The sequence below is a fragment of the Bradyrhizobium sp. HKCCYLS3077 genome, from assembly GCF_051167555.1.
In the GTDB taxonomy this organism is placed as follows: domain Bacteria; phylum Pseudomonadota; class Alphaproteobacteria; order Rhizobiales; family Xanthobacteraceae; genus Bradyrhizobium.
On sequence record NZ_JBNPTH010000003.1, the window covers coordinates 499,657 to 522,764 of the forward strand.

The following is a 23,108-nucleotide window of genomic DNA, read 5'->3' on the forward strand; positions in this document are numbered from 1 at the left end:
GAGATTATGTGTGGACGTTTCGTCATCACTTCACCACCCGCAGCGTTGCGGCAGATCTTCGGCTACGAGGAACAGCCGAACTTTCCGCCACGTCACAACATCGCGCCCACGCAGCCGATCCCCGTAGTCCTGCTGGATCGTGACAAGCGTCACTATCGTTTGATGCGCTGGGCCTTCATGCCGGCCTGGGTCAAGGATCCCCGTAGTTTTACGCTCGTGATCAACGCGCGTTCGGAGTCCGTACGCGAGAAGCCCGCGTTCAAGAATGCGATCCGGCGGCGCCGCGTGCTTGTGCCCGCTGATGGGTATTACGAATGGCAGGTGATCGACGGCCGCAAGCGTCCGTTCTTCATCCATCGCAGCGACCGCGCGCCGTTCGGCTTCGCAGCTCTCGCCGAGACATGGATGGGTCCGAACGGCGAGGAGGTCGATACGGTGGCGATCGTGACGACGGCGGCCAATCCCGCACTCTCGGTGTTGCATCATCGTGTTCCCGTGACCATCAGGCCCGATGATTTCTCGCTCTGGCTCGACTGCCGCAGCGACGATCCGACCGACGCGATGCGGCTGATGGTGGCGCCCGACGACGGCGAGTTCGCTTGGTACGAGGTTTCGACGCGCGTCAATGCGGTCGCCAATGACGACGAGCAATTGCTGCTGCCGATGACCGAGGAGATGCGCGCGGCGGAGGATGCGCAGCGCAAGCCAGCGAAGAAGGTTGCACCCCGCAAGGCTACACCTGTCGTCGACGATGGGCAGGGGAGTTTGTTCTGAGGTGGGATGTCTCGACAGAGACTGTCGTCATCCCCGCGAAGGCGGGGATCCAGTACGCCGCGGCCTTTCGTGATGTCGTGACGGCCAGTGGCATACTCGATCCCCCGCTTTCGTGGAGGACGACAGCGAAATACACGATGCGCGTGTGTGCTCTACTTGAAGATCCGCAGCGCCGCGTGCTGCAGCAGCATGATGGTCTTGGCGTCCTGAATGCGCTTGTCGTCGACCATCGCGAGCGCCTCGTCGATGCCGAGTTCCAGCACCTCGATCTCCTCGCCCTCATGCGCCAGCCCACCGCCGGCGCTGACGCGCATGCCCGGCTCGTACTCGGCGACGAAGAAGTGGATCTTCTCGGTGACCACGCCGGGGCTCATGAAGGCCTCGAACACGAACTTGACGTCGTGCAGCCGGAACCCGGTCTCCTCCTCGGCCTCGAGCCGGATGCGCTCCTCCGGCGAGGCGTTGTCGAGCAGGCCGGCGGCGGTCTCGATCAGCAGGTCGTCATAGCCGTTGAGGAATGCCGGATATCGGAACTGCTTGACCAGGATGACGCGGCGCTGCGCGAGATTGTAGGGCAGGATCGCCGCGGCGTTGCCGCGGTCGAACACGTCGCGGCTCTGCATCTGCCAGGTGCCGTCGTCGCGCCGCCATTCGAACCGGGTCGAGGTCAGCGTGCCGTAGTGATCGGAGAGCACGCGCTTGTCATGCACGCGGATGCGATCGGAGATGCTCATGCTGAATTCCTACTTCATCCCCGGCGTCGGCGGGCGGCCGTCGAGCCATTTCGAAAACACGACGCTGTCCTGCACGGCATAGTCGAGCGTCTGATAGAACGCCTGAACCTTGGTGTTGTCGCCACGGACCATCAGCATCAGCTTGGCGATGCCGCGCGCGCGCAGCCAGTCCTCGGCGGCGGCCATGATGGCTCGCCCCAGGCTGTGGCCGCGATGCTCGGGATCGACGCTGACGTAGTAGACCCAGCCGCGGTGGCCGTCATGACCGACCATCGCGGAGGCCACGATGGCGCCGCTGCTGCGGCCGACGAGCACGGTGGAACTGCCGCCGCGGCGGGCCAGCGCGATGTCGGCAGCGGGATCGTTCCATGGCCGCGTCAGGCCACAGCGCTGCCACAGCGCGATGATCGCGGGCATGTCGGCATCGGTGATGTCGGAGATCGAGAGCGGAGCAGGGGTCATGAGCGTATCGATGGCCTAGAGCACCTTGCCGGGGTTCATGATCCCGAGCGGATCGAACTGCGCCTTGATCGCGCGCATCAGCGCGATGGCGGTCGGGTCCTTCACATCAGGCAGTTCGTCGCGCTTGAGCACGCCGATGCCGTGCTCGGCGGAGATCGAGCCACCCATGCGCAGCACGATGTCGAATACGACCTTGTTCACCTCGTGCCAGCGCGCGAGATAGTCCGCCGAATTGGCGCCGACCGGCTGGCTGACATTGTAGTGGATGTTGCCGTCGCCGAGATGGCCGAACGGCACCGGCCGCGCGCCGGGCACCTGCTTGACCACGGCCTCGTTGGCCTCGGCGATGAACGCCGGCACGGCCGCGACAGGCACGGAGATGTCGTGCTTGATCGAGCCGCCCTCCGGCTTCTGCGCCCAGGAGATGTCCTCGCGCAGCTTCCAGAACGCCAGGCGCTGAGTGAGATTTTCGGCGATCGCGGCGTCGTCGACGATGCCGGCCTCCAGGCCCTGCTCGAGAATATTCTCCAAGGTGGTGCGGGCATCGTCGCGCGACGACGACAGTTCCATCAGCACGAACCACGGATGCGGGCCGGACAGCGGCGCGCGGTTGCCCACGACATGGCGGATCGAGAAATCGAGCGCGATCGCGGCGATCAGCTCGAAGCTCGTGAGACTGCCGGCCGCCTCGCGTTGCGCGATCGCCAGCAGTTTCAGCGCATCCTCCGGCGACTTCAGCCCGACAAAGGCGGTCTCGATCGCGCGCGGCTTCGGAAACAGCTTCAGGCTCGCCGCGGTGATGATGCCGAGCGTGCCCTCGGCACCGATGAAGAGGTTGCGCAGGTCGTACCCGGTGTTGTCCTTTTTCAGCTTCGACAGGCCGTTGAGCACCCGCCCGTCCGCCAGCACCACCTCGACGCCGAGCGCCATCTCGCGCGCGACGCCATAGGCCAGCGCGGCGGTGCCGCCGGCATTGGTCGAGAGATTGCCGCCGATGGTGCAGCTGCCTTCGGCGCCGAGCGACAGCGGGAACAGCCGGTCGACCTCCGCGGCCTTCTGCTGCGCGGTCTGCAGCACCACGCCGGCCTCGGCGATCATCGTGTTGGAGGCGGTGTCGATGTCGCGGATCTCGTCCATGCGCTTCAAGGACACCACCACCTCGCCATTGTGCGGCGTCTGGCCGCCGACCAGGCCGGTGTTGCCGCCTTGCGGCGTCAGTGCGATGCGATGCGCGCTGGCGAGCTTGCAGATCGCTGCGACCTCCGCGGTCGAGCCGGGGCGCAGCACCAGCGGCGAGCGGCCGTGGAACAGATTGCGCTCCTCGGTGACGTAAGGCGCGACGTCGGTCTCCGCGGTCAGCGCCTGGCGCTCGCCGACGATGGCGGCGAATTGCGCGATCAATTCGGGGGACAGTGGCGGCAGGGCAGGCTGGCTGATGTTCATGGTCAGTCGCTTCCAGGGTTATCTTGGCGCGGCGGCGCGGCGCAGCCGGTCGTTGATGGCTTCGCCCAGCCCGTCGTTCGGGATCGGCATCACGGCAATGCTGCGGACGCCGCTCGCATCGAGGCTGCGAAGATAGCCGAAAAGATGCGTGGCTGCCTCTGCCGGATCGCCGGCAGCCGAGAGGTTGAGCACCGCAGCGGCCCGTGCGGCGCCCGGCAACGCTGCCGGACCGAAGGCGAGCAGGGCCTCGTCCGGGGCGACCTCCGTTGCCCCGAGGCGGACCGCCGCGCGCGGGGCGTAGTGCGAGGCCAGCATGCCCGGCGCCAGCGGCTGCTCGGCGGCATGCAGCTCCGCTGCGGCCGGCCGGACCAGGGGCCGGCCAAGCACCGCCTCGATGGCTTCGCTTGGAACTCCGCCGGGGCGGAGCAGGGTGGGCGCATCGAAGCAGCCGACGATGGTCGATTCGACGCCGACCTCGACCGGGCCACCGTCCAGGATCAGATCGACTCGCCCCGTGAGGTCGGCCGCGACATGGCCGGCCGTGGTCGGCGACACGTGGCCGGAGATGTTGGCCGACGGCGCCACCACGGCACCACCGAACGCCGCGAGCAGCGCCCGCGCGATGGGATCGGCAGGCACGCGGATCGCGACCGTGTCGAGGCCGGCCGTGGCGAGATCGGCGACTGGGCAGCGCTCCGCCTGGGGCACCACGAGCGTCAGCGGCCCCGGCCAGAAGGCGGCGGCGAGACGCTCCGCGGTGGCATCGAAACGGCCGATGCGGCGCGCCGCAGCGCTGTCCGCGACATGGGCGATCAGCGGGTTGAAGGCGGGCCGTCCCTTGGCCTGATAGAGATGAGCGATCGCCGTCGCATTGGCGGCATCGGCGCCGAGGCCGTAGACGGTCTCGGTCGGAAACGCCACCAGCCCGCCGCGCGCGAGCACGGCCGCCGCTCTCGCGATTCCGGTCGCGTCGGCGGGCAGGATCTCGGTCTTCAGCGCTGTCGTCTCGGGCTCGGACATCTGGGGCCGGCGGTGGTACCTCTGCGCGCCCGCTATAGCGGCTGGTGCCGGGCGAATGAAGCACGCAAATCGTGCGCTGCCTTGCATCTGCGCCATGGCCGGCGTGCAAAGCGCCATTGCGCCAAGGAGTTAACCCATCGCTCGGCGATCTGCGATTTCGATGCGATTTCCTGCCTCGTGTGCCTTGCGAAGACGGAAACCCGACGCTATAAGCCGGCTTCCCAAGTCGGAGCGTGGCTCAGCCCGGTAGAGCACTGCGTTCGGGACGCAGGGGTCGCAGGTTCGAATCCTGCCGCTCCGACCATTTTTCCCCTGCAGCTTTTGCCCTTTCGGTTGCGCCATTTGGTCTCCCTCGTCTGGGGTACAGATTGAGACCTTTTCTCAGCCTCATCCGCTTCACTGGGGCACCCCGATAATCGATGAAAGTGCTTGGCGACGATCCTCTCGCTGGGCGCGATCACGGTCGTGGCGCGATCTCAATCGGAGACGTCGTAAAGAACATCAGCGGCGCGGACGACTTGATGGCCTGCCTTATGAAGGACGGCCCCAGTGGCTGATAGACGAGCTGCGGTGCCGTGCTCCACCCACCACGTCCGCTTCTGAGCCCATATCGGACCTCTCGGCTGGCGCGGGCGATGTCCCCCTCCGAGGAACAACCGGAAGAAAACTTACGGCGTGGCCGAAAGGCGGCTTTTGACCAGAAGCCTTCGCTCCCGACCTTCTCAGTTCCTCTGGTGTACAGATCGGGGCACAGATTGAGGCCGTTTCATCCAGCCCGAGAGCGTCGAGCGGCGGAGATCGACACCGTGTGATCCGCGACTGTCAGTAGGCGATCGAGATGCGCTTCTTGGCGAGCTCGACAGCGAGCGCCTGTCGGAGCGCCGAGATGTCGTCCACCGGCCTCGCTCGCAGGCGACGGATTTCGTCCGCCCTAAAGGGTTTGCCTCGATCGCGCGCCGGCGCGCCCTAGACGTGCAGGACGTAGTTCAGGAGGTCCGCGGTCTCGCTATCGGGAAGGGCGGCATTCACGACGCCGGGGACGTTCGCACGATAGAGCCGGCCCTGTTCACTGCCGGCGAAATGTCCGACGATGCCGGGGAAGGGCGGGATGCGGTCGACGGACGATCCTTCGCCATCGAGACCGTGGCAGCCGGAGCAGTGCAGCCGATAGAGATATTCAGTGCTCTCTGCGGCCTTCGACTGTTCGATGACGCCGATCGTGGTTGCTGCGATCAGGGCAAGGGTGAGAGGTCTCATGGCATCAGACCGGAACGGATCTGCTTGATGTCGTCATTGCCCATTGGGCGACCGCGGATGCGGGCGACGTCGGCGGCCTTGAGCTGGACCCTGGCAGGTTGAGGCGGAAGACGTAGTTGACCACGGCGGCGGTCGCATCGTCGTTCAAGCCTTGCTACGGCGGCATCGCGCTCGTGATCGTCGCGCCTCCGTCGAGCGGAAGCGTCCCGGAGAGTCCCTTGATCACGACCATCACGGGATAGTCGGTCCACTTGGCCGCGGCACTCAACACCTGATATTCTCACAGTGGAGCTGCGCCGCCTTGATCGGTCAGCGGAAGGCCTGCTGATTGCAAAGCTTGACGCAATCCCTTGTAGCCGCTAGCCTTGGATATGAGCAAAGGGGGCTCTCACCGCATTGGTCGGGGAGGGCCCCCTATTTTTTTGGAGTACGCGATGGCATGGGAGGGCGACCCGCATCGGCCTTTCAAAGTTGGAGCTCTGTTTTCCGAAACCGGCCCGACAGCGTTTATCGAGCGCACGCAATGGAACGCCCTGCAGCTTGCGATCACGGAGATCAATCTCGCCGGGGGGCTGGCCGGACGCGAAGTTATCGCCGTCAGCGGTGACGCGCGATCGGATCCCAATCGCTTCAGCCAGCTCGCCGAACATCTGCTGGACGAAGAGCACGTCTCGCTGTTGATCGGCTGCTACATGACCAACACGCGGCAGGCCGTGGTTCCCGTCGTCGAGCGGCGCGGCGCGCTGCTGGCCTATACTGCGCCCTATGAGGGCTTCGAATATTCCCCGAACGTCATCTATGGCGGCGCCGTGCCGAACCAGCACATTCTGCTTCTGGCGCGGCATTTGATCGCGAATGTCGGCAAGCGGTTCTATCTCGTCGGAACGCGCTACACATTTCCAATTGAATCGAACCGCGTGATGATGACTCTGGTTGCGGAACAGAAGGGGCAAGTGCTGGCCGAGCGCTATGTTCCCCTCGACGTCCGCCATCGCGAGCTGAAGGCGATCGTCGAGGACATCCGGCTGAAGCGGCCGGACGTCGTCTTCTGTACCGTGGTGGGCGAGGCGGCTCGCATTTTCTATGAGCTCTGTCGTGACGCGGATATCTGCGCGCATACCCAGATTGCCAGCCTGACGATCACCGAGGCCGAGCTGGCGCTGATGGGACCCGAGCTCGCGGTCGGACATCTGACCGCTGCGACCTATTTCCAGTCGATCAACTCGCCGGCCAACCGGCGCTTCGTGAGTAGCTACAAGGCGAAGTACGGTCCCGAGGCGACGACGAATGCAATGGCTGAGACAGCCTACAGCCTGACCCACATGGTGCTACAGGCCGCGGCCCTCAGCGAATCCACTGATGTCGCTGTCGTCCGCGCCGAGCTTGCAAGGACTCCGTTCGAGGCGCCGCAAGGCACGGTGCGCCTCGATCCGGACAATGGCCACTGTTACCTGTGGCCGCGAATTGGTCGGGCCGAGGCGACGGGGCAGTTCGCCATCGTCGAACAAAGTCCGGCCGCGATGAAGCCAGATCCTTACATGATCAATCATAGTCTGGAGGATTGGCGCACGACAGAGGACATCGAGCTGGTTCCAAGAGCGAGTTGAAGACGTGCTGAACGCCCTCAGGGATATACGCAACGTAAGGGTGCTCGTTTTCCATCCGAAGGATCGTGAGCGTGACGAGCTCACGACTCAAATTCGTAGGATAGGTTGCCGCGTCGAGGCGATCTGGCCGCCGCAGGATGAAATTCCGCCGGACGCGGATGTGATCTTCGTCCTGTTTCGTCAGGACGCCATCAGTATCAGCCTGGCAAGGTCGCTGGAACGGCGTCCGCCAGGGAGCACGGTGATCGGCATCGTCGAGTTCGAAAGTCCGAACGTGATCGAGTGTATTGTGCGCGCAGGTACCACGGCAATCGTCACAAAACCGATCCGCGCTTTTGGTCTATTGACAAGCATTGTCCTCGCCCATACGCTAACTGATAAGTTTCGAGTTGTCTCCGAGCGAGTCAAGAAGCTCGAAACGAGACTGACCTCTCTGAAGCAGATCGAGAAGGCAAAAACGCTGCTGATGGATCGTAAGCGCCTCACCGAGCAAGCGGCCTACGACTATCTTCGCGAGAGAGCGATGTCCAAGCGGACGACGATGGAAGCGCTATGTGCGGCCATCGTCGAGGCGAATGAGGTGTTCGGAGATTGAGCCAAGGCGGCTCGGGAGCCTCCGAAACAGACAATTCCAACAACGACTAGATCCGTGCGCGCGCCAAAGCTGTCGTCGCCGGATCGCGGCTAAGGAAGCCACCAGCAGCCCGTAGCGGCTGTCGGTGGCTTTTTTGTTTTGGGCTCGTGCCGACCGGCGCGCGCCAACGCGGACCTATGCCCTCACGGGAGCGAAGGAGAGTTAGCAAATGACGATGGCTGGTGATCTCACTGACAAATCCGTTCGCGTCGCATGCGACGTTGGCGGCACCTTCACGGATATCTGCGTGCTCAACGAGCTGTCGGGACGCATGCATGTCGCGAAGGTCCCGACGACGCCGGATCCGATCGAGGGCGTGCTGGCCGGGATCGAAGCGGGCGGCGTCGACCTGCACGATCTCGTGCTGTTCTCGCATGGCACGACGCTCGCGACCAACGCGCTGATCACGCGCCGTTTCCCGCCCGCGGTGATGATCACGACCAAGGGATTTCGCGACACGATCGAGATTCGCCGCGGCAATCGCGATGATCTCTGGGACACTTACAAGGAAATGGCCAAGCCGTACATCGCGCGCCGCGACCGGCTCGTCGTCTCGGAGCGCGTGGATTTCTCCGGCGCAGTCATCACGCCGCTTGACGAGGACGAGGCGCGTAACATCGCCCGCATCGTCAAGAAGCGCGGCGTGAAGACGGTGGCGATCTGCTTTGCGAACGCTTTCATGAACCCGGCGAACGAACGCCGCATGCGCGACATCCTCGCGGCCGAGTTGCCGGACGCGACGATCTCTCTGTCCAGCGACATTCTGCCCGAGATCTTCGAGCATGAGCGGTTCTCGACGACGGTGGCCAATGCCGTGCTGGCGCCCGTGGTCGGCTCCTATGCCCAGCGGCTCGAAGGCCGGATGAAGGCAGGCGGCTACGACGAGGACGTGCTGCTGCTGCATTCGGGCGGCGGCGTCATGACGGCGAAGACGGCGGAGAAGTTCGCTGCCAGACTGTCCGCCTCCGGCATTGCCGCCGGCGCGATCGCCAGCCGCTTCGTCGCGGAGAACGCGGGCTTCAAGAACTCGATCGGCCTCGACATGGGAGGAACCTCGACCGACGTTTCGTTGTGCGACAACGGCAATCTCCGCGTCACCAAGGAATGGTATGTCGAGTACGGCTATCCGATCTGCTTCCCATCGATCGAGGTGCTGACCATCGGCGCTGGGGGCGGCTCGCTCGCCTGGATCGACGCCGCCAAGTCGCTGCGCAACGGTCCGCAATCGGCGGGCTCGACTCCCGGACCGGCCTGCTACGGGCGGGGCGGCGCCAACCCGACCAATTGCGATGCCAATGTCGTGCTGGGCCGGCTGAGCGACAGGCTGGCGGGCGGCAAGGTTTCGCTCGACAGGGCGCTGGCCGTCGAGGCCATCGAGCGCGGCGTCGCCAAGCCGCTCGGTCTCTCGCTTGAAGACGCCGCGCTGTCGGTGCTCAAGGTCGCCAACGCCAACATGGCCGACGCGGTTCGTCTGCTGTCGATCCGGCGCGGCTACGACCCGCGTGACTTTGCGCTCGTTGCCTTCGGCGGTGCCGGACCGCTGCACGGCGCGGCGCTCGCACGCGACCTCGCGATTCCCGTCGTGCTGGTGCCGCCGAACCCTGGCGTGACCTCGGCCCTGGGCTGCCTGCTGGTCGACATCCAGCACGACGTCACTCAGATGTACCTGTCCAAGGTCGAGGATGTCGACGTCGCCAATCTCGAGGAGACCTATCGCGGTCTCGAGATCGAGGGGCGCGAGCGGTTGAAGAACGAGGGCGTTCCGGACGACCGCATGGTGTTCCAGCGCAAGATCGACATGCGCTATCTCGGCCAGTGGCGCGCGCTGTCGATCCCGCTGCCGTCCAGCATCACCTCGCTCGACGAGGCAGTCTCGATCTTTCACCACGAGCATGGGCGCGAGCACAACTATTCGCGTCCCGGCGCGCCGGTCGAGATCTACCGCGTCAGCGTCATCGCGACGGGCCTCACCCCGAAGGCGAAATTCGCCGAGTTCGAGCTCACCGACGAGCCGGCCAAGCCGGTGGGCAGCCGCGCCGTCCGTTTCGACGAGACGGAGATGGCCGTGCCGACACCGGTGTACGACCGCGACCTGCTGAAGGCCGGCATGAAGGTCGAAGGCCCCGCCGTGATCGATCAGCTCGACTCCACGACGCTCGTTCCCCCCGGGGTTACGGCCGAGATCGACCGGTCGCTGACGATCGTGATGCGCATCCCGCAAGCCTGACATTCGGACAACAGACACACGGAGACCATTCCATGGCGACCTTCAAGACGGATCTCGATCCGGTCACCTTCGAAGTGCTGAAAAATGCCTATGTGAACATCGTCGATCAGATGGCCGAGCAGATCTTCCGGACCTGCTATTCCTTCGTGATCTATTCCCGCGACTTCTCGTCGGCGCTCTGCGATCCGAATGGCGACACGATCATGCAGGGCAGCGGCGACATCGCCGCTCATGTCGGGACGCTGCACTACACTGCGAAGGCGGTGATCAACAACTTCAAGGATGACATCCATCCCGGCGACGTGTTCGTGGTGAACGACGTCTATCAGGGCGGCACGCATTTCAACGACACGCGCATCGTGCGGCCGATCTTCTACCGCGACGAGCTGCTCGGCTTTGCCCAGGCCAACGGCCATTGGGCCGACGTCGGCGGCGCGGTCCCGGGTTCGTTCAACGTCAACGCGCTCGACCACATGGCCGAGGGGCTGCGCATCACCCCGACGCGGGTGTGGAGCAAGGGCAAGTGTCTCGACGACGTCTGCCGGCTGATCGCATCGAACACACGGGCGCCGGCCGACATCATCGGCGACATGCAGGCGCAGGCCGAGGCCACGCGGGTGGCCGAGCAGGAGATCTGCCGGCTGGTCGAGAAATACGGTCTGGCGACGATCAAGACCTCCTTCGGCGCGGTGCAGGACTACGTTGAGACGCTGACGCGGCAACGCGTCGCCGCGCTGCCAGACGGCGTTTGGGAGACTGAGGACTACATCGACGTCGATCCCGGCGCGGGCGAGGGGCTGGTTCCGATCCGGATCGTGATGACCATCAAGGACGACACCGTCCACTATGATCTGTCGAAGTCGCACCCGAAATCCATATCGAGCTTTCTCAACGCCTGCTTCGGCGGCTCGTTTGCGGCCATCGTCGCCGGCACCAAGATGCAGTTTCCCGAGATCCCGCTGAACTCCGGCTTCTATCGCGTCGTCACGGTCAATCTCGGGCCCGAGGGCACCGTCGTCAACGCAGCATGGCCAACCCCGGTCGCGGGCTTCTGCTCGGGACCCTTCGAGAAGATCATGAACTCGATCTTCGAGTTGTGGGCCGAGATCCTGCCCGATCGCGCGATGGCCTGCACGTTCAACCTCGACTACCTGCTGATCGGCGGCAGGGATGGCCGGCAGGCCGACGGCTACAAATATTTCATGTGGTACGACTGGATGGTCGGCGGCTGGGGCGCACGCAACGGTCGCGATGGCTGGGCGGCCACGGGGCCGGTGTTCGGCGTCCAGCTCGGGACCCAGCCGTTCGAAGGCCAGGAACGTCTGGCGCCGGTGCTGACGACCTGCCACGAGCTTCGCGTCGACTCGGGCGGGCCCGGTGAATTCCGCGGCGGCATGGGCGTCGAGAAGGGCGTGATCCTCACCAAGGTCGACCGCACCGTCGCATCCTATTGCTGCGACCGGGAGCGCTCGATCACCTGGGGCCTGTGGGGCGGGCTTCCGTCGATCCCGCATGGTGTCTGGGTCAATCCGGGCACGCAGGGACAGCGCTATCTTGGCTCGATCTTTTCCAACGTGTCGCTGGAAGCCGGCGACACGGTCACGCGGCCGTCGGCCGGCGGCGGCGGCCTCGGCGATCCGCTCGAGCGGGATGCGGCGCTGGTCTGCGAGGACGTCATCGATGGCTATGTCTCGGTCGAGCGCGCGGCGATCGACTACGGCGTCGTGATCAAGGAGATCGATGCCGACCTTGCGCATTACGAGGTCGATGCCGAGGCCACGCTCGCCAAGCGCAGTTACATCCGGGCGAACCGCATGAAGTGGCTCGATGAGGATGCCGAGGCCATCGCGGCGCGGTATCGCGCCAAGGAGCTCGGCATGCTCGACCTGATCCGGACCTATGGCGTGATCGTGAACTGGGGGTCCGGCGAGCTGCTGTCCAAGACCACCCAGCAATTCAGGGCCATGCTGAAGCGCCGTACCGCGCCGTATTGGGGCAAGAGCATCGCTGGCGGTCGCAATCCGTCGGTGACGCTGCAGGTGGCGTGACATCGCGACTGTGAGCCGCCGGCTGCGGGCCTGGAGCCGGCGTGTCACCGGAGGCAGGCGTCATGCGTGAGCGGCGCCGGCGACGAGGTGCAAGGATGGACGGCAGTAGAACAAGGAGGTCGCTGACATGAGTGCGATGTCATGGCGCCGGTCGCCGCTCGCGGCGCGGCATCGGGCCCTCGGGTCCAATCTCGAGGACTGGAACGGCATGGAGACGCCGTGGTCCTATTCGGCCAGCACGCTGCCGGACGAGCATGAGGCGATCAGGACGCGCGCGGCGCTGATGGACGTGTCGGGCCTGCGCAAGTACCATCTGGTGGGGCCGCATTCCCATCACATCCTGCAGCACGCGACGACGCGGGACGTGCGCAAGCTCTATCCGGGGCGCGCCGTCTATGCCTGCATGCTGAACGCGGCTGGCAAGTTCACCGACGACTGCATCCTCTATCGGACCGGGCCGAACGCCTGGATGGTCGTCATCGGTTCCGGCACCGGGCACGAGGAGCTGACGAAGGAGCTTTCCGGGAAGAACGCCTCGCTGCTGTTCGACGACGATCTGCAGGATCTCTCGCTGCAGGGACCGCTCGCGGTCGAATATCTGAGCCGGCACGTGCCGGGCATCCGCGCGCTGAAATACTTCCATCACATGCCGACCACGCTGTTCGGAAAGCACGTGATGATCTCGAGAACCGGTTACACCGGCGAACGCGGCTATGAGATCTTCTGCCGGGCGGAAGATGCGGTCGAGATCTGGGACACCATCGTCGCCGAAGGCAAGGCCATGGGTATCGTCCCGGCGTCGTTCACCGCGCTGGATTGGCTGCGCGTCGAGAGCTATTTGCTGTTCTATCCTTACGACAACTCGCAGATGTATCCGTTCGCCGACGAGCCGCCGGGCGACACGCTTTGGGAGCTGGGCCTCGATTTCACCGTCTCTCCCGGCAAGACCGGCTTTCGCGGCGCCGAGGAGCATTACCGGCTGCAGGGCAGGGAACGGTTCAAGATCTTCGGCGTGCTCGCTGAGACCGATCGGCCGCTCGAGGCAGGCGACCAGCTCTATGCCGGAGACGCTGCAGTCGGAGTCGTCACCTGCGGCATGTATTCCCGTCTGACGCAACGTTCGATGGCGATCGCACGGATGACCGTGCCGGTCGCCAGGCATGGAACGCCTCTGGAAGTCCGTGGCAAGTCCGCCTCATGCCGGGCGATCGCGCACCCGATCAATTTCGACGATCCGGACAAGAAGAAGAGAACGGCAGCGTAGGCATCACCATGATCGTCCCCAGCATCAAGAGCCGGCCGGTCTACGGCAGGCTCGCGCCGCGGCCCGGAACCAGCCATCTCCTGCTTGGAGATGGCGAGGGCGGTCACGCGCTGGCTGATTTGGCCGCAGGCGCGTCCAGCGAATTCCTGTCCCGGGCGCACATTCTCTACGTGCGGGACGGGCTCGGTGACGATGTGCCGTCGGAGCGGCTCGCCTCGGTCGGAGCGGGCACCCTCTGCTTCGCCCCGACCGTCGCGTCGATCTTGCCTCAGCTCACTCATCTGCTCGGGTCCGCCCGCATGGGAACGCGTCTCTACCTTGCCGGTACCGAAGGTTTGATCGGCCAGGCCGTGGCGGCGGCCCTGAGTGCCGGCCTCGAGATGTCAGCCATTCAGGCGGAGCATCGCGGATCGCTGGCGCGCCGGGTGCAGTGCGTCCACTGCAAAGGCGTGACCGAGCAGGTCACGACGCAGCCGGTGCAGTGCAGCCACTGCGGATTGCACCTGTTCGTGCGCGATCACTATTCGCGCCGGCTGGCCGCCTTCATGGGCGTCTGCATCGATGCCGAGGAGCCGGGCGTCGTTCCCGTGGCTGAGGACATCTTCAAATGACCGCGGCGCCACAGATGATGGATGTCGTGGTCACGGACATCGCCGACATCGCCGAGGGGATCAAGAGCTATCGTCTCGCGTCGCTGGCTGGCGGTCCGCTGCCGAGCTTCTCTGCGGGCGCTCACATCCTGCTCGAAATGCGTGACGGCGCGGTTCTGCGCAGGAGCGCCTACTCGCTGACAGGGAGCCTGAGCGGCTCGGGCAACTACACCATCGCTGTCCGTCGCCACGCGCAGGGGCGCGGCGGCTCGGTGTTCCTGCATGATCGTGTTCACGTCGGCAGCAAGCTCGCCGTGGGGCATCCCGTCAACCTGTTTCCGTTGCACCGTCGGGCCAGGAAGCATCTGCTGATCGCGGGAGGCATCGGCGTCACGCCACTGCTTGCGATGGCCGCGGAGCTGACGATGGAAGCCCGGGCCTTCGAGCTCCACTATGCGGTGCGATCGCGGGATCATGCCGCCTTCGCGGATCAGCTCGCGGGCATGTGCGGCGACAATCTGCATCTTTACATCAGTGCCGAAGGTCGCCGACTCGACACGGCGACGCTGCTGGGCGATCAGCCGCTCGGCACCCATCTCTACGTCTGCGGCCCCGAAGCATTGACCGAGGATGTCCTGGCGGCGGCGCGCGGCCTCGGCTGGCCGGAGGAGAGCCTCCATTCCGAGCGCTTCGTGGCGCCGGCCATCGGCCGATCGTACGAGGTCAAGCTGGCGAAGTCCGGTGTCACGGTCGCGGTGGGCTCGCACCAGAGCATGCTCGACGCGCTCGAGCACGCCGGCCTGGACGTGCCATCGTTGTGCCGGGGAGGGGCCTGCGGCCAATGCGAGACGCGCGTGGTCGCCTGCGACGGCATCATTCAGCATCACGATCACTATCTGAGTGAGGCCGACAAGGCGGCCGCAGGCAAGGTGATGCCGTGTGTCTCGCGGTTCGAGGGACACCGGCTGGTGCTCGATCTCTAGGATATGCAGGAGACGCCGATGACGCTGGCCTTCCGACATGAGACGTTCCGTGATGATTTCACCTTCGCGAACAGTCCGGCGGCCATTCGCCGCTTTCCGTTTCCGTTCGACCGCGATGCCTACATGTACGGTGTCAATATCGAGCCGCACAAGAGCGGCCCGGCGGGGACCGCCTACGAGAACCTGATCGACGTCGATGAGCACTACGTCGCCGAGATGGCGGAGCGGGCGCTGGTGCTGAACGAGGATGCCCTGCGTTGCCAGTCGCTGCCGCACATGACGTTGGCCGGCTGGGATCTGCTGGAGCTTCTGATGGAGCAGCAGGCCGCGGGCTATCCCGATCATTTCGAGCTGCATCGCGACGGTCTCGCCTGGCGATGGGTCAACCGGCCGCTCGGGGTCGACGATCGCTTCGAGTTCGGCAATGCGGCGTCGCTGCCTTACGGACCGATGGAATACATCACGCGTCAGGCCCAGGGTGATTTCTGCCTGTTGGATCAGCGCGACGGCAATCTGTGGATGGACGCCGGCATTGTCACGACCCAGGCCGACTGGTCGCTCGATTTCGACATCGGCATGAACTTCATGGAGTGGCATGCGCCGGTCCCGCGCGCTCACGAAATGGGCGTGTTCGATCGCGCGCTGAAATTCCTGCTGCAATTGCGCCACGGGCAGCCGATGCGCCGGCTGAACTGGACCATGACGGTCAATCCGCGGCTCGATACCAGTCCGGAGAACTATCATCGCTGGGGTGTCGACCGTGCCACCGTAACGCGGGACAATGTCGCGCAGAAGGTGCATTTGCGCGTCGAACTGCAGAGCTTCTGGCGGCTGCCGCGTTCGAATGCGATCGTCTTCCCAATCCGCTGCTACCTGCTGCGCCTGGATGAGCTGGTCACGATCCCGAAATGGGGACGACGAATGCATCGCGTGCTTCGTGATCTGCCGGAAGACTTGGCTGCGTACAAGGGGCTGACGCGATGGCGCGAGGTAGCCGTGGACTATCTCGCGGGCTTCGATGATGGCATGGCGACGACGCCAGGAACGCAGCCATAGACGTCGGCCCTCAACATGCTCGCGACGGATCTGTGTCTGACCTTAATCTTGGGGTGAATCGGGATTGGATACAGGTCGGCTTTGAACGCGGCGGCTAAGTCTTTGCTGTTTGTTCTACTTTAGCCGCCCTCCGAGCGCGCAGTACCCACGCGTCAACAGCTGAAAAGGCGGCGGGTCTCTCACGACGGGTCTCTCAAAAGAGCGACTGCGCAGAGTATCACGCGGCGGCGCGGCGACGGAGATTGCCGACGGTGGCGGCAATCCCTTGCGGCGGCGAACGCGATGTTCCCGACATGGCGGGAGATGGCGACCGGGCCGCAGCCCGCGTCGGCACGCGGTCGTTGCTGCGCAACGCTCGATCGCATCCCTCGCCGAAAATGGTCGTGGAGGAGAGCTGATCATTCCTACGAAGCGGCTGATGCATTCGATGAGTTCGAGAAGCGCACGATTGCCGCATTGCATCATAAGAGGCCGCGTTGTTGCAGAGACGAGCGAAGACATGGCCGCCGCGGTTTGTCGTTGTGGCGTCGATGCTTTCAGCGCTTCTCTCATGTCCCGCCAAGATCAAGAGTCCGGTCGATGCCCATTGGGCATGCGCACATCGACGCAGCTGAAACGCGGAGCGGGCGCTTGCCTGACGACGTCGTTCCATGGTGGGATATCCCTGTCGGCGGAGGCCTGCTGCTCGACGGTCTGGGGAAGGAAACACCAATGAAAATGATCAAAGGGCCTGCGATCTTTCTTGCTCAGTTCGCGGCGGACACGGCGCCGTTCAACTCGTTGAACGCGATCTGCCGATGGGCAGCATCGCTGGGCTATGTTGGCGTTCAGATCCCGAGCTGGGACGGGCGGATCTTCGACCTCGACAAGGCTGCGGACTCCCAGGACTATGCCGACGAGGTGAAGGGGATTGCGGCCGAGCATGGCCTGTCCATTACCGAGCTCTCGACACATCTTCAGGGGCAGCTCGTTGCCGTCCATCCGGCCTATGACGCCGCATTCGACGGCTTTGCAGCGCCGCAGGTTCGCGGCAATCCCAAGGCACGGACCGAATGGGCCGTCGACCAGGTCAAGCGGGCCATCCGCGCGTCGCGCCGGCTTGGGTTGACGGCGCACGCGACGTTCTCCGGCGCTTTGGCATGGCCCTACATCTATCCCTGGCCGCAACGCCCCGCGGGCCTCGTCGAAGCCGCCTTCGACGAGCTCGCCAGGCGTTGGCAGCCGCTTCTCGACTATGCGGACGAGCACGGCGTCGACCTCGCCTATGAGATCCATCCCGGCGAGGACCTCCACGACGGCGCGTCATACGAAATGTTTCTCGAACGCGTGAAGGGCCACAAGCGCGCGAACCTGCTGTACGATCCCTCGCACTTCCTGCTGCAGCAGCTCGATTATCTCGCCTACATCGATATCTACCACGAGCGCATCAAGGCCTTCCACGTCAAGGACGCGGAGTTCAACCCGACAGGACGCCAGGGCGTCTATGGCGGGTTTCAGAGCTGGGTCGATCGCGCCGGCCGCTTCCGGTCGACCGGCGATGGACAGATCGATTTCGCTGCGATCTTCTCCAAGCTGACGCAATATGGCTACGGCAGCTGGGCGGTGCTCGAATGGGAATGTGCCATGAAGCATCCCGAGCAGGGCGCGCGTGAGGGCGCTGAGTTCATCAAGCAGCATATCATCCAGGTCACCGAGAAGGCGTTCGACGACTTTGCGGGATCCGGCAGCGACGAACGGATGAACCGCAAGATGCTTGGTCTTGATTGAGCGAGAAACAGCCATGGTCATCGAGGCGGGCAGCGAGCAGACCGATCAGCGTCGGATCCGGCTGGGCATGGTGGGCGGCGGCCAAGGCGCCTTCATCGGCGCCGTCCACCGCATCGCCGCGCGGTTGGACAATCATTTCGAGCTGGTCGCGGGCGCATTGTCGTCGGACCCCGTCCGCGCCAAGGCCTCGGCGGCCGAGCTCGGGATCGCCGCCGACCGTGCCTATGGCACGTTCGAGGAGATGGCTGCGGCGGAGGTCGCGCGCGCCGACGGCATCGAGGCCGTGGCGATCGTGACGCCGAACCACATGCATGCGCCCGTGGCCCGGGCCTTCCTCAAGGCCGGCATCCACGTCATCTGCGACAAGCCGCTGACGACGACCGTGGCCGAGGCGGAGGAGCTGGTGGAGTTAGTCAAGACGACAGGCAAGGTCTTCGTCCTGACTCACAACTACACCGGCTATCCGATGATACGGCAGGCCCGGGCGATGATCGCGCGGGGAGATCTCGGCGACATCCGGCTCGTTCGAGCCGAATATCTGCAGGACTGGCTGACGGAGCCGTTGGAGGCAACCGGGCAGAAGCAAGCGGAGTGGCGCACGGACCCGAGCCGATCCGGCGTCGGCGGCTGCATCGGAGATATCGGGACACACGCCTACAACCTCGCCTGCTTCGTCACCGGACTGGAGCTCGACGCGCTGCTCGCGCAGCTCTCCACCTTCGTCGACGGACGGCGTCTCGATGACGATGTGCAGATCCTCCTGAAATGGAAGGGCGGAGCCAAGGGCATGCTGTGGGCCAGCCAGGTGGCGGTCGGCAACGAGAACGGCCTGACGCTGCGCGTCTACGGCACCAAGGGCGGGCTGGAATGGGCGCAGGAAAACCCGAACCAGCTTTGGTTCACGCCCTACGGCCAGCCGAAGCAGCTGCTAACCCGCGGCGGGGCCGGCGCGCTGACCGATGCCTCCCGCGTCACCCGCATCCCGTCGGGGCATCCTGAGGGCTATCTCGAAGGCTTTGCAACGATCTATGCCGAGGCCGCGCAGGCCATTCGCGCGAAGCAGGCGGGCAAGACCCTGGATCCCGCCGTCATTCTCCCGACCGTCGAGGATGGGCTCGCCGGTCTGAAGTTCATCGACGCCGCGGTGAGCTCGTCCGCCAACCACGGAACGTGGGTCCGGATCACGTGATGCGCGGTGGCCGGGCAGGCGGCGTGCCTCAGACCACGTGCCAATCGGTCGAGACCGACCCGACCGAGAGATTGTGGTCGATATGGTCGCCGTTCATCTGCCACTCGGCGATGCGGCCGCCGGCGTTCTCGAACAGGATGTCGGCCTTGCCGTCATGATTGACGTCGCCGGTCCCGACGACGTTCCAGCCCGCGGCCTTCCCGACCGTGGTGTTGGCATCGATGCGGTTGCCGTCCATCTGCCACATCGCGATCCTGCCGTCGTCGTTCTGCCAGAGCACGTCGGCCTTGCCGTCGCCGTTGAAGTCGTCGGCGGCCGCGACGTGCCAGGCGCTCGACACGCTGCCGATCGTCTGGTTGCTCTCGATATGGCTCCCGTCCATCTGCCAGAGCGCGACCTTGCCGGCGTCGTTCTGCAGCAGGATGTCGGCCTTGCCGTCACCGTTGAAATCGGCGGTCGCTTCGATGTGCCAGCCGGCCGCCACGTTGCCGACGGTCTGGTTGGCCTCAATGTGGTTGCCGTTCATCTCCCACAGCGCGACTTTGCCGCTGTCGTTCTGCCACAGCACGTCCGACTTGCCGTCACCGTCGAAGTTGGCGACGCCGGCGACATGCCAGTCTGTCGATACGCTGCCGACGGTCTGGTTGGCCTCGATATGGTCGCCATCGAGCTGCCAGGTTGCGACACTGCCGGTGTCGCTGACCCAGAGCATGTCCGACTTGCCGTCGCCGTTGAAGTCGCCGATGCCGTCGGCGTGCCAGTTCAGCCCGGCCGAGCCGACCGTAGTGTTGGAGGTGATGTGGTTGCCGTCGAGCTCCCACAGCGCGACGCTGCCATTGTGGGTGTTGCGGAACAGGATGTCGCTCGTGCCGTCGCCATTGAAGTCCTGCCCGGCGTGAGCGTCGCTGACCTGGGGCGGATCCTGATGGGCGGGCGGCGCGACGTCGTCGTTGACGATGGTGCCGATGCCCTGGGCATCGGCGATTTTGGCGCCGTTGGTTGCGGCCGACAGGTTGACGCTGAAGCTCTCGTCGCCTTCGACCTTGGCATCGCCGTTGACGGTCACCGAAATGGTCTGGCTGTTGACGCCGGCGTCGAAGTGCAGATCGCCGGATTTGCCGACATAGTCGTGATCAGCCGTGGTGGCCGAACCATCGGCGGTTGCGAAGTGAACATCGAACGCGGCGCTGCCGCCGCTGCGCGTCACGGTGAAGGTCTCGACCTTCGAGCCGTCCGCCCCCTCGGTGATCGAGACATCGCTGATGCTGACGGAGCCTGCCACGGGCGCTGGAGCCGGCGCGGGCGCGCTCTTCAGGTCGCCGAAATTGACGGTCGCGTCGGCGAACTTCACATGCTCGACATGGGTGATGGTGTCGCTGCCATCCGGCGTGCCGCCGCGCAGGTCGGTGATGACCGCAGATCCCCCGTTGACCGCGATCTTGTAGTCCGACTGCTTGCCGCTGAACGCGACCGTGTCGTCGCCAGCGCCGCCATCGATGATGTCATTGCCATGGCCGCCTCTCAGCATGTCGTTGCCGCTGCCGCCCTTGAGGACGTCGTCGAACTGACTGCCGAGAATGGTGTTGTTGTGCGAGTCGGCGCTCTGGTCGGTCAGGTAATGACCGTCCGACCCGATCCGGTACACCGTGACGCTGCCCCTGACCGTGTTGTTGTCGTAATCGGTCCAATGCTCGCTGATGATGCCGTTCCAATTGTCGACGACTTCGATCTGGCCGGGATGATGGCCGTCGGCATTGAGGCCGGCGGTCACGGTCACGGTGTGCACCCCGCCATCGGTGCGGGCCATGCGCACGATGTCGCCGGCCTGGACCTTGCTCTGCCAATCGTCGACCGCGCCCGCATCGCTCCCGCGATAAGCGATGCGCCAGAAGCCGCTGTCCTCGTTCGCAGCAGGGTTGGCGGTGTTCGCGGAGTTCGGATCCAGCGTCGCGCCGGCCGAGGCCGCGATGGCGGTTGCGATATTGTGGCAGTCATTCGGAGCGGCCACGCCGTTCTCGATCGTCGCGAACATCCGGGCCGCCGAGACGATGTCGTTCGCGGTGGGGACGTGATCGGCCGGCAGGTTGGCATCGAGGTTTTGCGGCAGCGTGGTGACGTTCAGCGTATGGCCGACGAAGTCGCCATTTGCCGTGCTCTCCGGCACGGTGAGAAAGATGTTCGAGGTGATGTTGTTGCCGACTGCGATCTGCACGTCCTTGAAATGCGCGGCATCCACCGTGACGTTGTGGCCGGCCTGGATGTCGACGCCATTGTTCAGCACGGTGGTCACGACAGGATGGGCGGGATCCCAGAACCGCGTGTTGCTCGTCATCTGGTTGGGATCCATGTAGCTGATCGTGAGGCTCTGGATCGTGCTTGCGCCGTCGCCATAGGCCTGCTGCAACACGTCGAGCAGACTGACCTTGGTCGCTCCCGCCTGACCGCTGATTGCAACCGGCAATGCATCGGTGAAAAACGTCGCCATGATCCCTCATTCCCATCCACATGGGCCCTGCGTGGTCCCGTCCGTAGACAGTAGAAGGCCAGGCTCGTCAGCTTCTGTGATGATGCTCACATGGCGGGAGCGAGGATCTTGGACCGTTGGTCGCCTAGCGGGCCCCGCTTCGGCGCGATGGATGATGTAGCTCATCGTCCCCGAGCTGCTGTCGCTCACCCCGACTGCAAGCGTGCTTCACAACTCTGACCCCGTCATTGCGAGCGCAGCGAAGCAATCCAGAGTCCCGCCCACCACTCTGGATTGCTTCGCTGCGCTCGCAATGACGCGGATAGAGCGGCGCACTGCCCTGGCGAGCTCGCGTGTACGTCCGGATCGCCGGCGAAGGACATGGTGTCGCGGCTGAGACCTCGGTCCCGTCGTGAACGTCACGGCCGTCGCTGGCGACGAAGCGTCATGTCAAACGCCTTGCCCTTCATGAGCCCCGCCGAGAAGCTGCGTAACGATGTTCGCGGCCTCGCCATCCTTGCGCTGCTGGTGGTCGGGATGGCGGTCTGGGTGACGCTCGCCGGCCATACCGATCGCGTCGTGTATCGCGGCTCCGGCGGTGGTTGGGGGCAGGATATGGTTGTGCTCAAGACGGACCAACCTGGCGTTTATCTCATTGAGCGCAGTTCCGATCACCGGGACATGAAGGTGGGTTGCACCTATGATCTGTCCTATGACCATGAGTTCGGCCAGTATCGGCGCAACCGCATCAAGACGGTTCGTCGGGCAACTCTCGTCGGATGCTGAGGTCTTCGATTCGGGACATTGCCTTCGACGCGCACATACCCCGGTATATCTACCGAGGCTCGATGTCGCCGAGTAGCCTGAGCTGCGATTGCGGGGCGTGCGCACAGGTCATCTCCTGACTGCGCCATCGGCGAGACGCAGGACACGAACGTCGCGATCACAGCCCATGAAGCTCTATACACATCCCGGTGCAAGCTCGCTGTCCGTGCATATCCTGTTGCGGGAGATCGGGCGTCCCTTCGAGCTCGAGGTCGTGAACGTGACGGCGAAGCGCCGGTCCGACGGGTCTGATTATCGCGCGGTCGCGCCGCGGGGCATGGTGCCACTGCTCGAACTGGACGATCGCGGCGCGCTCACCGAAAACATGGTCATTGCGCAATACGTCTGCGACGCCGCGGGACGGACCGATCTCATGCCGCAAGCCGGCAGTCCGGCGCGCTACCGCGTCATGGAGTGGCAGAGCTTCGTCGCCGCGGAGTTGCACAAGAGCTTCGTTCCGCTGAACTGGTCGCTTACCGCGGACGTGCGGCCTCTGTTCATCAACCGTATCAGGAACAGGCTCGACATGGTCGAGCAGCGGCTGGTCGGGCCGTTTCTCACCGGAGCGACGTTCACGGCCGCCGATGCCTACCTGTTCGTCATCGCGAGCTGGACCCGCTTCTACGGAATCGATCTCGAAGACCTGCCACGGCTTCGCGGCTTCCTGGCGCGCGTGGGGACCAGGCCCTCGGTTCACGCGGCCCTTGCCGCCGAGGGAGCGGGCATGGTGACTCTCGACGAGATCACCCCTGCACCGTGAACGT

Annotated in this window: 19 protein-coding genes and 1 tRNA gene; 14 read left to right on the forward strand and 6 right to left on the reverse strand. The window is 64.7% G+C overall.

Features of this window, described 5'->3' with window-relative positions; translation table 11 throughout:
• Positions 1-6: 6 nt before the first annotated feature.
• On the forward strand, positions 7-774 hold the full coding sequence (locus tag ACQR0Z_RS14135; protein ID WP_434918993.1) for an SOS response-associated peptidase: 768 nt from the start codon (positions 7-9) through the stop codon (positions 772-774).
• A 152-nt stretch (positions 775-926) separates the two neighbouring features.
• Here ACQR0Z_RS14135 and ACQR0Z_RS14140 read toward each other — a convergent pair whose 3' ends face one another.
• From ACQR0Z_RS14140 to ACQR0Z_RS14155, 4 genes are read right to left on the reverse strand one after another with little or no spacing between them, the layout of a single operon-like run.
• A complete protein-coding gene (locus ACQR0Z_RS14140; protein WP_434918994.1) occupies positions 927-1,508 on the reverse strand; it encodes an NUDIX domain-containing protein in 582 nt (193 codons plus the stop codon).
• 9 nt (positions 1,509-1,517) lie between these two features.
• Complete coding sequence (locus tag ACQR0Z_RS14145; protein ID WP_434918995.1) at positions 1,518-1,970, reverse strand: GNAT family acetyltransferase; 453 nt, start codon at positions 1,968-1,970, stop codon at positions 1,518-1,520.
• A gap of 15 nt (positions 1,971-1,985) precedes the next feature.
• Complete coding sequence (locus ACQR0Z_RS14150) at positions 1,986-3,413, reverse strand: FAD-binding oxidoreductase (protein ID WP_434918996.1); 1,428 nt, start codon at positions 3,411-3,413, stop codon at positions 1,986-1,988.
• Between the two features lie 18 nt (positions 3,414-3,431).
• Positions 3,432-4,433, reverse strand: a complete 1,002-nt coding sequence (locus tag ACQR0Z_RS14155; protein ID WP_434918997.1) for an L-threonylcarbamoyladenylate synthase — start codon at positions 4,431-4,433, stop codon at positions 3,432-3,434.
• Between the two features lie 227 nt (positions 4,434-4,660).
• On the opposite strand from ACQR0Z_RS14155, the gene ACQR0Z_RS14160 reads away from it, so the two are divergent.
• Positions 4,661-4,737 (forward strand) — tRNA-Pro (locus ACQR0Z_RS14160).
• 662 nt (positions 4,738-5,399) lie between these two features.
• On the opposite strand, the gene ACQR0Z_RS14165 is transcribed toward ACQR0Z_RS14160, so the two are convergent.
• Complete coding sequence (locus ACQR0Z_RS14165) at positions 5,400-5,690, reverse strand: hypothetical protein (protein ID WP_434918998.1); 291 nt, start codon at positions 5,688-5,690, stop codon at positions 5,400-5,402.
• A gap of 422 nt (positions 5,691-6,112) precedes the next feature.
• On the opposite strand from ACQR0Z_RS14165, the gene ACQR0Z_RS14170 reads away from it, so the two are divergent.
• The 10 genes from ACQR0Z_RS14170 to ACQR0Z_RS14215 all read left to right on the forward strand — a co-directional run bounded on the left by ACQR0Z_RS14170 (position 6,113) and on the right by ACQR0Z_RS14215 (position 19,055).
• Positions 6,113-7,297, forward strand: coding sequence for a transporter substrate-binding domain-containing protein (locus tag ACQR0Z_RS14170; RefSeq protein ID WP_434918999.1), 1,185 nt, complete (start codon positions 6,113-6,115; stop codon positions 7,295-7,297).
• 4 nt (positions 7,298-7,301) lie between these two features.
• Positions 7,302-7,892, forward strand: a complete 591-nt coding sequence (locus ACQR0Z_RS14175) for an ANTAR domain-containing response regulator (RefSeq protein WP_434919000.1) — start codon at positions 7,302-7,304, stop codon at positions 7,890-7,892.
• A 208-nt stretch (positions 7,893-8,100) separates the two neighbouring features.
• On the forward strand, positions 8,101-10,158 hold the full coding sequence (locus ACQR0Z_RS14180) for a hydantoinase/oxoprolinase family protein (RefSeq protein ID WP_434856999.1): 2,058 nt from the start codon (positions 8,101-8,103) through the stop codon (positions 10,156-10,158).
• A gap of 32 nt (positions 10,159-10,190) precedes the next feature.
• Positions 10,191-12,206 carry a hydantoinase B/oxoprolinase family protein gene (locus ACQR0Z_RS14185; RefSeq protein WP_434878789.1) on the forward strand — a complete coding sequence of 672 codons (2,016 nt, stop codon included), beginning with the start codon at positions 10,191-10,193 and terminating at the stop codon, positions 12,204-12,206.
• Between the two features lie 127 nt (positions 12,207-12,333).
• Positions 12,334-13,470 carry an aminomethyltransferase family protein gene (locus ACQR0Z_RS14190; protein ID WP_434856997.1) on the forward strand — a complete coding sequence of 379 codons (1,137 nt, stop codon included), beginning with the start codon at positions 12,334-12,336 and terminating at the stop codon, positions 13,468-13,470.
• Positions 13,471-13,478: 8 nt separating this feature from the next.
• Positions 13,479-14,081 carry a dimethylamine monooxygenase subunit DmmA family protein gene (locus ACQR0Z_RS14195; RefSeq protein WP_434919316.1) on the forward strand — a complete coding sequence of 201 codons (603 nt, stop codon included), beginning with the start codon at positions 13,479-13,481 and terminating at the stop codon, positions 14,079-14,081.
• Positions 14,078-15,043, forward strand: coding sequence for a PDR/VanB family oxidoreductase (locus ACQR0Z_RS14200; RefSeq protein WP_434919001.1), 966 nt, complete (start codon positions 14,078-14,080; stop codon positions 15,041-15,043). The genes ACQR0Z_RS14195 and ACQR0Z_RS14200 overlap by 4 nt, the downstream gene beginning before the upstream one ends.
• 18 nt (positions 15,044-15,061) lie before the next feature.
• Positions 15,062-16,099, forward strand: a complete 1,038-nt coding sequence (locus ACQR0Z_RS14205; RefSeq protein WP_434919002.1) for a heme-dependent oxidative N-demethylase family protein — start codon at positions 15,062-15,064, stop codon at positions 16,097-16,099.
• A 711-nt stretch (positions 16,100-16,810) separates the two neighbouring features.
• Complete coding sequence (locus ACQR0Z_RS14210; RefSeq protein ID WP_434919003.1) at positions 16,811-17,866, forward strand: sugar phosphate isomerase/epimerase family protein; 1,056 nt, start codon at positions 16,811-16,813, stop codon at positions 17,864-17,866.
• Between the two features lie 13 nt (positions 17,867-17,879).
• Positions 17,880-19,055, forward strand: a complete 1,176-nt coding sequence (locus ACQR0Z_RS14215; protein ID WP_434919004.1) for a Gfo/Idh/MocA family protein — start codon at positions 17,880-17,882, stop codon at positions 19,053-19,055.
• Between the two features lie 28 nt (positions 19,056-19,083).
• On the opposite strand, the gene ACQR0Z_RS14220 is transcribed toward ACQR0Z_RS14215, so the two are convergent.
• Positions 19,084-21,540, reverse strand: a complete 2,457-nt coding sequence (locus ACQR0Z_RS14220) for an FG-GAP-like repeat-containing protein (RefSeq protein WP_434919005.1) — start codon at positions 21,538-21,540, stop codon at positions 19,084-19,086.
• A 426-nt stretch (positions 21,541-21,966) separates the two neighbouring features.
• Here ACQR0Z_RS14220 and ACQR0Z_RS14225 point away from each other — a divergent pair, with 426 nt between their 5' ends.
• Positions 21,967-22,305 (forward strand): hypothetical protein, encoded by a 339-nt coding sequence (locus tag ACQR0Z_RS14225; RefSeq protein WP_434919006.1) that lies wholly within the window; start codon positions 21,967-21,969, stop codon positions 22,303-22,305.
• Between the two features lie 166 nt (positions 22,306-22,471).
• Complete coding sequence (locus ACQR0Z_RS14230) at positions 22,472-23,104, forward strand: glutathione S-transferase C-terminal domain-containing protein (protein WP_434919007.1); 633 nt, start codon at positions 22,472-22,474, stop codon at positions 23,102-23,104.
• The last annotated feature ends 4 nt before the right edge of the window (positions 23,105-23,108 follow it).